This window comes from Streptomyces amritsarensis (assembly GCF_001953875.1).
In the GTDB taxonomy this organism is placed as follows: Bacteria; Actinomycetota; Actinomycetes; order Streptomycetales; family Streptomycetaceae; genus Streptomyces; species Streptomyces amritsarensis.
On the sequence record NZ_MQUR01000034.1, the window covers coordinates 22,795 to 35,289 of the forward strand.

The 12,495-nt window shown below is 72.0% G+C and carries 15 protein-coding genes and 1 pseudogene; 9 read left to right on the forward strand and 7 right to left on the reverse strand.

Translation table 11 applies throughout. The features are described from left to right. The first annotated feature begins 31 nt into the window (after positions 1-31). On the forward strand, positions 32-340 hold the full coding sequence (locus tag AVW11_RS16495; RefSeq protein WP_076044414.1) for an immunity 53 family protein: 309 nt from the start codon (positions 32-34) through the stop codon (positions 338-340). 51 nt (positions 341-391) lie between these two features. Here AVW11_RS16495 and AVW11_RS16500 read toward each other — a convergent pair whose 3' ends face one another. Beyond that, a complete protein-coding gene (locus AVW11_RS16500) occupies positions 392-1,282 on the reverse strand; it encodes an RpnC/YadD family protein (protein WP_076044416.1) in 891 nt (296 codons plus the stop codon). Positions 1,283-1,402: 120 nt separating this feature from the next. Continuing rightward, positions 1,403-2,299, reverse strand: a complete 897-nt coding sequence (locus tag AVW11_RS16505; RefSeq protein WP_206281904.1) for a helix-turn-helix domain-containing protein — start codon at positions 2,297-2,299, stop codon at positions 1,403-1,405. Between the two features lie 365 nt (positions 2,300-2,664). On the opposite strand from AVW11_RS16505, the gene AVW11_RS16510 reads away from it, so the two are divergent. After that, positions 2,665-3,933, forward strand: a complete 1,269-nt coding sequence (locus AVW11_RS16510) for a serine hydrolase domain-containing protein (protein WP_076044420.1) — start codon at positions 2,665-2,667, stop codon at positions 3,931-3,933. Between the two features lie 48 nt (positions 3,934-3,981). Here AVW11_RS16510 and AVW11_RS16515 read toward each other — a convergent pair whose 3' ends face one another. Next, entirely contained in the window at positions 3,982-4,590 is a 609-nt protein-coding gene (locus tag AVW11_RS16515; protein WP_030850983.1) for an SMI1/KNR4 family protein, read from the reverse strand. A gap of 335 nt (positions 4,591-4,925) precedes the next feature. Here AVW11_RS16515 and AVW11_RS16520 point away from each other — a divergent pair, with 335 nt between their 5' ends. Further along, positions 4,926-5,120 carry a hypothetical protein gene (locus tag AVW11_RS16520; RefSeq protein ID WP_076044422.1) on the forward strand — a complete coding sequence of 65 codons (195 nt, stop codon included), beginning with the start codon at positions 4,926-4,928 and terminating at the stop codon, positions 5,118-5,120. A gap of 221 nt (positions 5,121-5,341) precedes the next feature. Here the strand turns inward: AVW11_RS16520 and AVW11_RS16525 are convergent, their stop codons facing one another. Together AVW11_RS16525 and AVW11_RS16530 are read right to left on the reverse strand one after the other, a co-directional pair. Further along, positions 5,342-5,611 carry a DUF4031 domain-containing protein gene (locus tag AVW11_RS16525; RefSeq protein ID WP_030850977.1) on the reverse strand — a complete coding sequence of 90 codons (270 nt, stop codon included), beginning with the start codon at positions 5,609-5,611 and terminating at the stop codon, positions 5,342-5,344. Between the two features lie 7 nt (positions 5,612-5,618). After that, the gene (locus AVW11_RS16530; protein ID WP_030850974.1) at positions 5,619-5,993 is read right to left on the reverse strand and encodes a hypothetical protein; all 375 of its coding nucleotides are present in this window, start codon (positions 5,991-5,993) and stop codon (positions 5,619-5,621) included. A gap of 916 nt (positions 5,994-6,909) precedes the next feature. Between AVW11_RS16530 and murQ the strand changes: the two genes are divergently transcribed. The 4 genes and pseudogenes from murQ (at position 6,910) to AVW11_RS39270 (ending at position 10,521) form a co-directional block, all read left to right on the forward strand. Next, entirely contained in the window at positions 6,910-7,839 is a 930-nt protein-coding gene (murQ, locus tag AVW11_RS16535; RefSeq protein WP_076044424.1) for an N-acetylmuramic acid 6-phosphate etherase, read from the forward strand. 30 nt (positions 7,840-7,869) lie between these two features. Next, complete coding sequence (locus AVW11_RS16540; protein ID WP_079250647.1) at positions 7,870-9,480, forward strand: PTS transporter subunit EIIC; 1,611 nt, start codon at positions 7,870-7,872, stop codon at positions 9,478-9,480. A 95-nt stretch (positions 9,481-9,575) separates the two neighbouring features. Next, positions 9,576-10,163, forward strand: a complete 588-nt coding sequence (locus AVW11_RS16545) for a GNAT family N-acetyltransferase (RefSeq protein ID WP_076044444.1) — start codon at positions 9,576-9,578, stop codon at positions 10,161-10,163. 9 nt (positions 10,164-10,172) lie between these two features. Then, positions 10,173-10,521 (forward strand): annotated as a pseudogene (locus tag AVW11_RS39270) (YxiG-like protein). Positions 10,522-10,694: 173 nt separating this feature from the next. Here AVW11_RS39270 and AVW11_RS16555 read toward each other — a convergent pair. Both AVW11_RS16555 and AVW11_RS16560 read right to left on the reverse strand, forming a co-directional pair. Further along, entirely contained in the window at positions 10,695-11,057 is a 363-nt protein-coding gene (locus AVW11_RS16555; protein ID WP_076044426.1) for a hypothetical protein, read from the reverse strand. Continuing rightward, a complete protein-coding gene (locus tag AVW11_RS16560) occupies positions 11,054-11,272 on the reverse strand; it encodes a hypothetical protein (RefSeq protein WP_030854634.1) in 219 nt (72 codons plus the stop codon). Before AVW11_RS16560 ends, AVW11_RS16555 begins: the two co-directional genes overlap by 4 nt. A 114-nt stretch (positions 11,273-11,386) precedes the next feature. Here AVW11_RS16560 and AVW11_RS16565 point away from each other — a divergent pair, with 114 nt between their 5' ends. Together AVW11_RS16565 and AVW11_RS16570 are read left to right on the forward strand one after the other, a co-directional pair. Next, the gene (locus AVW11_RS16565; RefSeq protein WP_060180068.1) at positions 11,387-12,223 is read left to right on the forward strand and encodes a helix-turn-helix domain-containing protein; all 837 of its coding nucleotides are present in this window, start codon (positions 11,387-11,389) and stop codon (positions 12,221-12,223) included. Beyond that, positions 12,207-12,461, forward strand: a complete 255-nt coding sequence (locus AVW11_RS16570; RefSeq protein WP_060180069.1) for a DUF397 domain-containing protein — start codon at positions 12,207-12,209, stop codon at positions 12,459-12,461. The genes AVW11_RS16565 and AVW11_RS16570 overlap by 17 nt, the downstream gene beginning before the upstream one ends. Positions 12,462-12,495: the final 34 nt, after the last annotated feature.

The window sequence follows — 12,495 nt, forward strand, 5'->3', positions numbered from 1 at the left end:
CGAATACGCGACTCGCTTAGCATCTCCTGTCATGAGCGATTCAGATCATCTTCTTGCCTGGCTGCAGGACTGGTACGCGCAGCAGTGCGACGGCGACTGGGAGCACGAGTGGGGTGTGAAGATCGCCACGCTCGACAACCCCGGCTGGACCGTCGAAATTGATCTGGAGGAGACGGACCTGGAAGGCCGCGAGTACCCCCGTCAGGACGTCAATCGCAGCACCCAGGACTGGGTCTGGGCCTGGACCGCTGAAAAGACCTTCCACGCCGCGTGCGGCCCCGGAAACCTCAGCGAGGCTCTTACGCTTTTCCGTACCTGGGCCACCACAACCACTCCCTGAGCCAATGCAGAGCCGGAGACAGGGAACCGGTGAACCTATGCGGTCAGAGCACTAGCCGAAGATCGCGTCGGCGGAGGGAGCGGTGACGGCCCGCCGGAGCCAGCGGCCCAGCGTCTCGACATCACCACAACCCCTGATCCGCTCCCGAACCGCCTCGGAGACGTCGACACCCCGTTCGGCGAGGACGGCAAGGACATCCTCGGCAGCCCGCCGCGCCTCACCCTCGGCTCGGCCCTCGGCTCGGCCTTCGTCGCGGAGTTCTTCGGAGAGGGGCGACTTGTAGAAAGAGAGGTCCACGGCCACCAGCTTCCTCCAGAGTGCTGCGGATGGGTGCTTACCCATGCCTTGGGCGATGAATTCGATGATCGGGTTGGCGAGAGCCGCCGGTGTGTCCCGCAGGACGTTGGTCATCGCTTTGAGTATGGCTCCGATGTCCGGATTCGTGGCGTGGGTGATCGCGGCCAGGGTGGCCAGCGCCAGGTCCTTCCGGACTTCGGCGGGGCTGGTGATCAACGGCATGTTGTGCGGCCCCGCCACCAGCGGGCACAGGGTGAGCAGGGGCCACTGGGGAGGGCCGAAGCGGACCGGCCGAGCGGCCCATTCCGCGGTCGAGCGGTCCTGGCAGACGACCAGCAGCATCGGCTGCAACCGGTACTTCGTGAGGAGGTAGGAGGCGTAGTACGCCCAACTGGCGGGCTTGTCCGGGTCCTTCTTGCCCTGCGCCTCGACGGCGAGGAGGAAGGACCCGTCGCCCTCCGTGTCGAACCGCAGCAACGTGTCGACGCGGCGTTCCAGTGGCTGGGTCTCGGTGAGGTCGTTGGGCAGGACGGTGAACGACGTGGGTGGTGCGAAGTCGACGCCGAGCACCTCCGACACCCGGGAGAAGAGCTCCGGGTGTTCCTGGAAGATGCGGTGCATCGCCTCGTGGGGCGAGCTGACCATTCGGGTTCCTGGGGTAGAGGGCCGCACGGGCGAGGAAATCGCCTCTGACATATGCCTCAGCCGTGTCTCGCGCCGAACTTAGGGCGCGGCGCCCTGCCGGGCGGGACGATGGGGCGGGAATCATCCGGACGGGTGAGCCCCGGGCGGTTCGGACGAGCAGCCGCGGCAGCGGCCGGGTTCGGCGGCGCGGAAGGCGTGGTCGCAGACGTCGCAGTTCTGCAGCGGATGCCTGACGGCGTCCGGCGCTGCTGCCGGGGCGCTGAACGGCGGCACCGGCGGCAGCTCGGCGGCGAGGCGGTGGGCCAGGAGGGCGGCCGGACGGCGCAGGGGCTGCGCCGGCAGGTCGCTCGTCAGGGCGTGGTGCACGGCGCTCGCCGGCAGGTCGCGCTCCAGCCAGGCCGCGACTCCGGGGGCGAGGTGCTCGACGTCCGTGGCGGAGAGCAGCAGGCGCGGGTCCCCGCGGCGCAGGCCGGCGAGGACCTCGACGGCGGACCGCAGGAGGTCGGGGGCCGGGTACGCGGGCTGCGGCACTGCCGGGAGGGCGCGGCGCGGCGGCTCGCCCTCCCGGCGGGTGGGGCGGCGGGCCTTCGGCTTCGGCGCGGGCCCGTCCGCGGCGCCGGACCGGCCCGGCTGGTTGCAGGAGACCGTACGGGTGACGACCCGGCCGCTGCTGGTGCGTTCGCAGGTACGGCGCAGATAGCCGTGGGTCTCCAGTTCGCGCAGGGCCGCCGCGATCCGCGTCTTCCCCTCGGGGAACCGGGCCGCGAGGGTCCTGATGTCGATGAGCGCACCACCGGGCAGGGACTGGATGTGCACCGCCAGGCCGATGGCCAGCAGCGACAGCTCGGCATGCTGGGCGAGGTGGTTGCCGATCACCGTGAAACGGCTGGTGTGGCGGGAGTTGTCGTGGATGACGCCGCCGGAGCGGTTGTTCGCACGGGTGCCCCGGGAAGGGTGGTTTTCCTCGCCGTTACGGGGCTGGGCGTGCGGGCGCACGCTAGTGTTCTGGGTATCCATCGGGAAGGGTTCGCTTCCTCGGTGGTCAGGCCCCCGCACTGGGATCGCAACTCCCGGCGGGGGCCGACGCATGTCAGCGGTGATGTGCTCGGTCGCGCTGAGCGTAGATCAGGCAACCCGCCCCGAAGCCAGTCAAGTTGGCCTTTTTCACTCAAGCGAGTGAGTGCGCGCCGCGGGCGGGAGGGGTGGGGTTTGGCGGGGTCCTTTCCTCTCGTGTCTTGTGGTCCTGGGACCGTCCCCGCCACCGGCGTCCCGGCGCACGGGCTCCGGTCCCGGTCGCCGCCACCGACCCGCCTTCCTACGATGGGAAGGTCGGCTCGGGGATCCGGTGAACGCTCGGGGACGTGCCTCAGAGGTGATCCCGCATGGGCCGGTTCCGCACGCCCACCGTCCTGGCCGCCGCCTCCCTGCTGCTGACCGCTCTGTGCGCCGGCCAGGCCCCCGCCGCCGCCCCGCCGGGCCGGGTCGGCATCGACCCGGTGGTCGCCGAGAAGCTCGACGACGCGATCACCGCGGCCATGCGCGAGGCCGACATCCCCGGTGTGGGCGTCGGCCTGTGGATCGACGGCGACGAGGCCTACGTACGCGCATTCGGCACCTCCGACAAGACCACCGGCGCCCCCATCAAGACGGACATGCACACCCGCATCGGCAGCGTCACCAAGACCTTCACCATCACCGGCGTCCTCCAGCTCGTCGACGACGGCAAGGTGCGGCTCGACGCGCCGATCTCGACGTACCTCGACGGGGTACCGGGCGGCGAGAAGATCACCGTCCGGCAACTCGCCGAGATGCGCAGCGGCCTCTACAACTACACCGAGGACTCGCGCTGGCTGGCGGCCTTCAAGGCCGACCCGTACCGCGCCTGGACCCCGCAGCAGCTGCTGGACATCGCCTTCCGGCACCCCGCCGACTTCGCGCCGGGCGCGCGCTGGGAGTACTCCAACACCAACACCGTCCTGCTCGGCCTGCTCGTCGAGAAGATCAGCGGCCGGCCCCTGCACGCCTACCTGGAACAGGAGGTCTTCGAACCGGTCGGCCTGGACGCGACCTCGCTGCCGACCGGCGCGGAGATCACCAGCCCGTTCGTGCACGGCTACACGAACTTCACCCCGGACGGCGCGACCGTCGACGCCTCCCAGTGGAACCCGTCCTGGGCCTGGTCGGCAGGCGCGATGATCTCCACCATCGACGACCTGCACTCCTGGGTCCCGACCCTGGTCAGCGGGCGGCTGCCCGACGGCGACCGACTGCTGGAACCGGGCACCCAGGCCCAGCGGCTGCGCATGCTGCCCACCGGGCACCCCGGCGTGGGCTACGGGCTCGGCATATCCGCCATCGCCGGCTGGATCGGCCACAACGGCGAGCTGCCCGGCTACGAGACCGTCGCCGTCCGGCTCCCGCAGGACCGGGCCACGATGGTGATCGTCGTGAACTCCGACGCCGACGGGAAGTTCGGCAGCCTGAGCACCCTCATCGCCAGCAAGGTCACCGAGATCGTGACCCCGGAGCACGTCTGGGCGCTCCCGGAGGCGGCCCAGCCCAACGCGGTCCCGCAACCGTCCGCGCCGACCACCCCGTCCGCGCCGTCGACGCCCTCGGCCCCGACCCCGAAGCCCGCCCCGAGCAGCTAGAGACGAGTCATTCCGAAGTCTTCGGGAGCATGAAGCGAGGGCCAAGTCCTACATACCTCGCGGTGGACCGTGGACGACACGCGTCTGCTGTCCTGGTCCCGTGGGGAGGTGTTCGCGATGTACAGGGCCGGGATAGAAGACCGCGCTGTTCCAGCCGCACATCTCCTCACCGGTCAGGTAGCGGTACAGCCATTCGGCGAAGGGCAGGGCGTAGCCGGTCCACTCGAGTTCCCTGTTCAGAACGGCGATCCCGTCTGGGACCTCGTGGACCTGCGGCGCCAAGAAGATGAGGTGTCCCTGGTCGGTGCCGGCGAGAGGAATGAGGCCCTGGGCTGTGCCGAAGGTGATGGTCGGAAGGCCGCAGATGACCCGGGGGTCGAGATGAGGTTCCACTCCCTGCCTCACTACCTCCTCCTGTGACCACAGCTGGGATGTACGCCGCATCCACGTGCCGAGATCCCGCCAGCCATCCGTGGGGCGGTCCAAGTAGAGGTGGTGGTTTATCTGGCAGGCCCCGTACATATCGGCGATCGATTTGTAGTCCGCAGGCAGCGACCGCCCCAGCTCACTCTCCAGCCGCAGCCAGGCGACAGCGTCGGCACAGCGGTCATCGGAGGGGCCGATCATGTCGATGACGGCCCGCAAGTAGTCGGTCATGGCCCCTCAAACTGATGGAACGATGCAGGGTGCCCAATGATCGACCATCTCTCGGCTGGTCCGGCTGCCCGGGGCCGGCATCACAGCCGGTGCTGACCAAGGAGACAGAACCTAGGCCCAACACCCTCCCCGACCGTCCCAGTACCGCCGGACCGGCGAGCGTCCGTATCAGCCCGCCGGTCTTCAAGGGCTGCACGACCGACGCGCCCGGTCTGCGGGTCTCCGTCGAGACCGACGAGCAGGCCGGCCCCTGACAGGTACTGCTCCAGCACGGGTCGCCCAGCACGGCCCGGCTGTCCGTCCCCGCGGGCGGTTTGTCGGGTGCGGCGACCGCGGTGCAGGCCACCGCCGATGGCACCTGGGGCGAACGGGAGCGATCCGCCCTGGTCCTCGACCGCGCGCCGATCCCGGTGAAGATCACGGGTTCCTTCTTCTGCGCCACCTCGGTCACGACGGCGACCATCACGGCGCGCTACGCGGTCACCGACACCACCGACCCGACCCGGCGCGTCACGGTCGGCGCCGGCTGACACACCCCTGGGCGGCCCGGGGAGCCCGGTCCTGCCCGGCAGCCCGGCCGCCGGGGCGGGCTAGTGCTGTGGCCGGAAAGGTTTGCCGGGGCGCGGCGTCCGGTGCGGTGCATCGCAAGGCGGAGGGCCGCGGCGCGTACTGGACGTACGTGCGCGGTCCGACAACGCGGCGAGGTGCCGTGCCGGGCGTCGCGACCCGGTGAACCTTGCCGGTCACAGCACTAGGCAGCCGGGCGGCCCTTCGGGCGGCGCAGGCCGGCCGCGGTGAGGCGCCGGACGAGTTCCTTGCTGCCGATCTCCACGGCGCCCGCGCCGACCGCGTCGGCGTAGCGGTGCGAGGGCACGTCGTAGTGGTCCCGCTCGAAGGCCCGCGGCGGACAGCCGATTCCGGCCGCGAAAGCGTGCAGTTCCTCGTACGAGACGTCGCTGACCAGGTGGGACCACATACGGCCGTGGCCCGGCCAGGTCGGCGGGTCGATGTAGACGGTCATCGGCGGCTCACCGTACGCCGAGCACGGGGCCGAGGCCGCCGACCGCGGCCACTCTCACGCCCGCCTCCGAGCACACCCAGTGCGGGTCGGGTCCCAGTTCCGGCTCGACGTCCAGCGCGTGCGGGTCGCCGTGGGTGCAGACCGGGCACAGCGGCCAGCGCCCGTACTTCTCCAGCAGCGAGTCCTGTACGTCCTGGGCGACGAGCCCCGGAAGGTAGTCGGCCCCCTCCGGCCACTGCTCCACCCACCACCGGCGGTGCGTGACCGAGTCCTCGACGAGGGAGACGACATCGGCATCGGCGACCTCACCGGCGGCGAGATCGGCGAGCACGAGTGCGCGGGCGACGTGCAGCGCCTGTTCCAGGGGGGTCGTATGGTCCATGGGGCCATTGTGGACCTGCCGGGTGCCGGTGAAGAAGGCGCGCCTGGCGTGGGCCCAATGGCGGATTGACCGGCACCCCGCCTGAAAATAGCTTTCGAGCGTGACGAGGGAGTCGAGAGAGACCTCCGCCCGGTCGGCCCGTGACCACGGCCGACGCCGCGGCGAGGATCCGGCCCGCGCCGTGCCCCACCCCCGGCGAGCCCGTCCCGAAGCCGCCGCCACCCCGGCCGCGCCCATCGGCCGGGCCCGAATCCGCGGCATCCCGCCCGCACGACCGACCCCAGCCGGGCCCGAGCCCGTGGCCTCACCCGCCTGCGGCCCGCCACCGCACCTCGCCGCCCTGTCCCCAGGCGCGCGGTCGCGCCCTGCGACGCCCCCATCCGCCCCACGAGCCTGCACGCACGCCGCGCAGACACCTGCCCAGGCCGAACCTTCCCCCGAGCCCGCACGCCCCGACCGAGCCCGAGCCCCCGGCCTCCCGCCCGCCCGCGGCCCGGCACCGCAGCTCGCCGGCCGGTCCGCATGGCCCCTGGGTCCTGCGGCAGCCCGCCGCGGGGCCGGAACCGGGTTCGTTACGGTCCGCCCGCCCAGGCAGGTCCGCCGGGCTCGGCACCGCTCCGCACCGCCGGGACTCGGCGTCGGCCGTCCCAGGGGCCGGCCCGCGGCGTCCCGGGGCAGCCGTCGGCCCCGCCTCGCGGTGCAGCGGTCGGCGCCGTGCCGCGCGGCGGGCCGCTCCCCCGGACGCACGCGCCGCGGAGCGGCACGGATGCCGCCGCGCCGGCGGGACCGGGCGGGCCCGCGTCGGCAGGCGGGTCCGGGCCCGAGCCGGTCGCCCGGCCGGCGCCCCGCCCCCACCGCCGAACCCCCGAACCCCGACCCCCGAACCCCGAACCCCGAACCGCCGGAGGCTCCCGCCATGACCGCGTACGCCGAACTCCGCGCCCAGCTGGAGACGCTGACCACGGAGGCCTTCCGTCCCGAACTCGCCGAGATCGACCGGCTGTCCACCCTCGACATCGCCCGCACCATGAACGCCGAGGACGCCACCGTCCCGGCCGCCGTCGCCGCCCGGCTGCCGCAGATCGCCGCCGCCGTCGACGCGATCGCCGAGCGGATGGCCCGCGGCGGCCGCCTCGTCTACGCCGGTGCCGGCACGGCCGGCCGGATGGGCGTCCTGGACGCCAGCGAGTGCCCGCCCACCTTCAACACCGACCCGGCCGACGTCGTCGGACTGATCGCGGGCGGCCCCTCCGCCATGGTCAGGGCCGTCGAGGGCGCCGAGGACTCCCCGCAGCTGGCCGCCGAGGACCTGGCCGCGCTGCGCATCGGCCCGGACGACACCGTCGTCGGCATCTCCGCCTCCGGCCGGACCCCGTACGCCATCGGCGCCGTCGAGGCCGCCCGCGCCCGCGGCGCGCTCACCGTCGGCCTGTCCTGCAACGCCGGCTCCGCGCTCGCCGCCGCGGCCGACCACGGCATCGAGGTCGTCGTCGGCCCCGAACTGCTCACCGGTTCCACCCGCCTGAAGGCCGGCACCGCGCAAAAGCTCGTCCTCAACCTCATCTCGACGATCACCATGATCCGTCTGGGCAAGACCTACGGGAACCTCATGGTCGACATGCGGTCCTCCAACGAGAAGCTGCGGGCCCGCGCCCGCCGCATCGTGGCCCTGGCCACCGGTGCCCCCGACGAGGAGATCGAGGCCGCGCTGACCGCCACCGGCGGCGAGGTCAAGAACGCCATCCTCGTCGTCCTCGGGGAGGTCGACGGGCAGGCCGCCGCCGAACTCCTCGCCGCCTCCAGGGGCCACCTCCGCGAGGCCCTCGCCCACGCCCGGACCCGCTGACCCCACCCCCTACGGCAAGGCGACCACCACATGTCCACTGAGCCCAAAGAGCCCACCGAGCCCACTCGGCCCACCGAACCCACTCGCTCCACCGACAAAAACAACGGCACCGACAAGAACCGCGCCACGGCCGCCGCGATCCTCCCCCTGGTCGGCGGCCCGGACAACGTCACCTCGATCGCGCACTGCATGACCCGGCTGCGGCTCTCGCTGCGCGACCGTTCACTCGTCCAGGACACGGACCTGCGAGCCCTCCCGGCGGTCCTCGGCGTGGTGGAGGACGACACGTACCAGATCGTGCTCGGCCCGGGCGCCGTCGCCCGCGTCACCCCGGAGTTCGAGGCGCTCGTCGAGGAGGCCCACTCGACGGCCGCCCCGGCCCCGGCCCCCGCCCCCGGCCACCCGGTCGCCGCCCACCCGGTCACCGCCGACGAACTGGCCGCCCAGGGGGCGGCCCTGAAGCAGGCCCAGAAGGCACGCAACGCCACCCCCTTCAAACTGATGCTGCGCCGGATCGCGAACATCTTCGTGCCGCTGATCCCGGCCCTCATCGGCTGCGGGATCATCGCGGGCCTGAACGGCCTCCTCACGAACCTGGGTTGGCTGCCCGCCGTCGTCCCCGCACTCACCGCCATCGCGTCCGGCTTCATGTCGCTGATCGCGGTCTTCGTCGGATACAACACCGCCAAGGAGTTCGGCGGCACCCCGATCCTTGGCGGCGCGGTCGCCGCGATCATCGTCTTCCCGGGCGTCGCGAAGATCACCGCCTTCGGCACGGAGCTCAAGCCCGGCCAGGGCGGCGTCCTGGGCGCACTCGCCGCCGCCCTCCTCGCCGTGTACGTCGAGAAGCACTGTCGGCGCCTGGTCCCGGAGACCCTGGACGTCCTGGTCACGCCCACCCTGACGGTCCTGATCTCCGGCCTGGTGACCCTCTTCGGCCTGATGTTCCTCGCCGGTGAGGCCTCCGCCGCCATCGGCGCCTTCGCCGACCGGCTGCTCTCCACCGGCGGCGCGTTCGCCGGCCTGGTCCTGGGCGGCCTCTTCCTCCCGCTGGTGATGCTCGGCCTGCACCAGGCCCTCATCCCCATCCACACCACGCTCATCGAGCAGTCCGGCCACACCGTCCTGCTGCCCATCCTCGCCATGGCGGGCGCGGGCCAGGTCGGCGCGGCCATCGCCGTGCACTGCCGGCTCCCGCGCAACGTCTCGCTGCGCGCCACCATCAAGTCGGCCCTGCCCGCGGGCTTCCTCGGCATCGGCGAGCCACTGATCTACGGCGTCTCCCTGCCCCTCGGCCGCCCGTTCGTCACCGCCTGCGTCGGCGGCGCGGCCGGCGGCGCCTTCGTCGGCCTCTTCAACCAACTGGGCACCGCCTTCGGCTCCACCGCCATCGGCCCCTCCGGCTGGGCCCTCTTCCCGCTGCTGGACGGCACCTCCGGCCCGGGCGTCACCGTCGCGATCTACGCGGGCGGCCTGCTCACCGGCTACCTCGTGGGCTTCGCCGCGACCTACTTCTTCGGCTTCACCGGCCGGATGCTGACCGACCTCAACACCGACCCTGACCCGGGCCCGGGGAGGTCGGGCCCGGGTCCGGCCTCCCCGGGCCCCGCCGACCCGGCGAAGGCTCCGGCCCTGACATAGCCGCCGGCGGGCGGGGTGCGCCCTGCGCGAGGCTGTCCGCCGACGCCCAGTACCTGTGGCTGCGCTTCCGCGAGGCAGCGGGAATGATCGGGGCCATGATCGACTCCATACCTCCCGTGGTCCCGGCCGGCCGGATGCGTGAACTCGCCCAACCGGAGCTGGCCCTCTCCGGCGGGATGCTGCTGCGCCCCTGGACCCCGTACGACGCCCCCACGCTCGTCGCGGCCCACGCCGACCCGGACATCCGGCACTGGAACCGGCCGAGCCGGCTGGACCTGGCCGGGGCCGGGGCCCGGATCGCCCGCTGGCACGAACGCTGGCAGGCGGAGAAGGCCGGGACCTGGGCGATCGCCCCCGAAGGCGGCAGGGCCGTCGGCCTGATCGGCCTGGCCGACATCGACCTGGCGGGCGGCAGCGGCGAGATCCTCTACTGGCTGCTGCCCGCCGGACGCGGCACCGGCGTCACGGTGAAGGCCGCCGACCGGCTGGCCCGCTGGGCCTTCGACGACCTGGGCCTGCACCGCGTGCGCATCACCCACTCCGTGGCCAACCCGGCCTCCTGCGCGGTCGCGACGAAGGCCGGCTTCCCCCTGGAGGGCACCATGCGCGGCGCCCTCCTCCACGCGGACGGCTGGCACGACGAACACCTCCACGCCCGCCTGCGCACCGACGCCACCCCGTAGAAGGACCGCATGGACACCGCAGCACTCCAACAGACTCTGAACGAGACCGTCGAGCACCTGGTCGTGCACCACGGGTACACCACCTACATGCGCGACTACGAGGTCGTCATCTACGTATGGGACGCCCCCAGGGCCCGATCCTCGACCGCGAAACCGCCGATCCCGACCTCGGCGGCTATGTGTGGGGGCGAAGTACCACGAGATGTACGGGGCCGAACTCCGCCCCGGGTCGGAGGCCGCCCGCCGCTGGTCGAAGGCCGTCGGCATCGACTTCCACGAGGTGCACATCGAGACCGACGCGCACGATCCGACCCTGCTCTTCTCGGACCTCGAAGTGAGCGAGGTCCCGGTCGGGTAGGCCCCCTTCGTCGCGGACTGAGCACCAGGCTTCCGCCTGCGACCCAGGTGGTCACCGCCACGCACCCCGCGTCACCTCCGGGTCGCGCAGGTCGTCGTAGACCCCCTCGTCCATCAGCTCCACGAAGCGCCGCCGCAGGTCAGCGGCGGGGCGGTGGGTCGTCCTGCGGCCCCTCAGGCTCCGGCACCGTCGGCTCCGCCGGCCGCCCGCAGAAGGCGGGCCAGGTTCTCCACCGAGTACGGTGCGCCCCGGTCGCCCCGGCTTTCGGCGTGCGGCCCGGACGTCAGCAGCCCGCACTCGTCCCGGACCGCGTCGTGGCGCGGATCGCCCTCACCGCCCTGGGCCGGCGTGAACCGCTGCCGTCCCGGCGGCGAGGGGTCCGGCGGCCCGCCCCTCCACCCGGCGTCGGCGAAGTCCTTCTCCAGCCAGCACAGCTTCCAGGCCAGCTCGAACTCCCAGCTCTGCGCCACCTCGAAGAAGCCCTCCAGGGCGGCCTCGCACCGAGCCCGCTCCCCGTCCCGGTCGCATTCGCTCACGGGTGGGCCCGCTCGTGGAGCACGGCGGCCAGCCGGAGCGCGGTGTCCAGGTTGCAGCGGCCCAGGTCGACCAGCGGCAGCCCGTACGTACCGGCCGCCGAGACCCGTTCCACGCCCAGGGAGGGAAAGACGACGCCGACCCCGTCGAGGGCCTCCTTCAGTTCCCGTACGGCCTCTTCGGCCGCCTGGATCCGTTCCGTGGGCGTGAGCACCATGTACTGCGCCTTTCTACGCTGAGTGGTCTCGTTCTGCACACAGCGTGGCGACGGGCTGGCTAGCCTTTCAAGGAAGCACCGAGAACAACCCCACCTGTTGGCCCGGGAGTTGCCATGGCAGGTAAGAACCTCGATCCCTCCTCCTCACCCCGCGCCCTGCTCGGCGCCGAACTGCGCGTGGCGCGCGAGCGGGCGGGGATGAGCCAGGCCGAGTTGGGCGAACCGCTTTTCGTGAGCGGCTCGTTCATCGGCCAACTCGAAGCGGGCACCCGGCGGATGCACATCGAATTCGCCCGCCAGATCGACGACATCCTCGACGCGAACGGCTTCTTCGCCCGCAACTGCGGCGCGGCGGCCAAGTCCAAATACCCCGACCACTTCGCCGCCGCGGCCGAAGCGGAGGCTCTTGCTAAGGCCATCCGCGAGTACGCGCCCCTGATCATCCCGGGGCTGCTCCAGACCGAACCGTACGCGCGCGCCGTCTTCCGGGCGTACCAGCCAACGGCCACCGAAGGGACCATCGACGAGCTGGTCACGAACCGAATGGCTCGCGCCGCCCTACTGGAGGATCCAACAACCCCACTGTTGTGGACCGTCCTTGACGAGGCAGTTCTTCGCCGTGAGGTCGGCAGCCGACAGGTGATGGCGGACGCGCTCCGTCATCTCGCGGCCCTGGCGCGGTCACACCGGATCATCCTCCAGGTAATCCCCTTCACGGCCGGGGCGCATCCCGTCCTGGGCGGCCCACTCAGGCTGATGGCCTTCGATGACGCGCCACCTCTGGTCTACGTCGAAGGCCTGGAGACGGGACTGCTGCTGGACGATCCAGCCACCGTCAACCAGCGCACGCTGACCTACGATCTGCTGACGGCCAGCTCGCTACCACCCCGGGAATCACTGGCCCTGATCGAGTCCGTGGCGGAGGATTACGACCATGATGAGCACGCCTGAGTACGACCTCGCAGCGGCCACCTGGCACAAATCGAGCTACAGCGCCGGGGACGGCGGCAACTGCCTGGAGATGGCCACCTGGCGCAAGTCCACCTACAGCGGTGGGGACGGCGGCGACTGCGTCGAGGTCGCGGACGGGCACCCCGACCTCGTGCCCGTCCGGGACTCGAAGGTGCCGGACGGCCCTCACCTCACCTTCCGCGGGTTCGCCTGGAAGGCGTTCGTCACCAGCCTGTGACCCGACCCCAGGGCCACAGAAAGCGAGCAAGGGC

Bases quoted from the DNA above. Each gene is read 5' to 3' on its own strand.
- AVW11_RS16495 (WP_076044414.1), top strand. From the start codon at position 32: ATGAGCGATTCAGATCATCTTCTTGCCTGGCTGCAGGACTGGTACGCG.
- AVW11_RS16500 (WP_076044416.1), bottom strand. From the start codon at position 1,282: ATGGTCAGCTCGCCCCACGAGGCGATGCACCGCATCTTCCAGGAACAC.
- AVW11_RS16505 (WP_206281904.1), bottom strand. From the start codon at position 2,299: ATGGATACCCAGAACACTAGCGTGCGCCCGCACGCCCAGCCCCGTAAC.
- AVW11_RS16510 (WP_076044420.1), top strand. From the start codon at position 2,665: ATGGGCCGGTTCCGCACGCCCACCGTCCTGGCCGCCGCCTCCCTGCTG.
- AVW11_RS16515 (WP_030850983.1), bottom strand. From the start codon at position 4,590: ATGACCGACTACTTGCGGGCCGTCATCGACATGATCGGCCCCTCCGAT.
- AVW11_RS16525 (WP_030850977.1), bottom strand. From the start codon at position 5,611: ATGACCGTCTACATCGACCCGCCGACCTGGCCGGGCCACGGCCGTATG.
- AVW11_RS16530 (WP_030850974.1), bottom strand. From the start codon at position 5,993: ATGGACCATACGACCCCCCTGGAACAGGCGCTGCACGTCGCCCGCGCA.
- murQ (WP_076044424.1), top strand. From the start codon at position 6,910: ATGACCGCGTACGCCGAACTCCGCGCCCAGCTGGAGACGCTGACCACG.
- AVW11_RS16540 (WP_079250647.1), top strand. From the start codon at position 7,870: ATGTCCACTGAGCCCAAAGAGCCCACCGAGCCCACTCGGCCCACCGAA.
- AVW11_RS16545 (WP_076044444.1), top strand. From the start codon at position 9,576: ATGATCGACTCCATACCTCCCGTGGTCCCGGCCGGCCGGATGCGTGAA.
- AVW11_RS16560 (WP_030854634.1), bottom strand. From the start codon at position 11,272: ATGGTGCTCACGCCCACGGAACGGATCCAGGCGGCCGAAGAGGCCGTA.
- AVW11_RS16565 (WP_060180068.1), top strand. From the start codon at position 11,387: ATGGCAGGTAAGAACCTCGATCCCTCCTCCTCACCCCGCGCCCTGCTC.
- AVW11_RS16570 (WP_060180069.1), top strand. From the start codon at position 12,207: ATGATGAGCACGCCTGAGTACGACCTCGCAGCGGCCACCTGGCACAAA.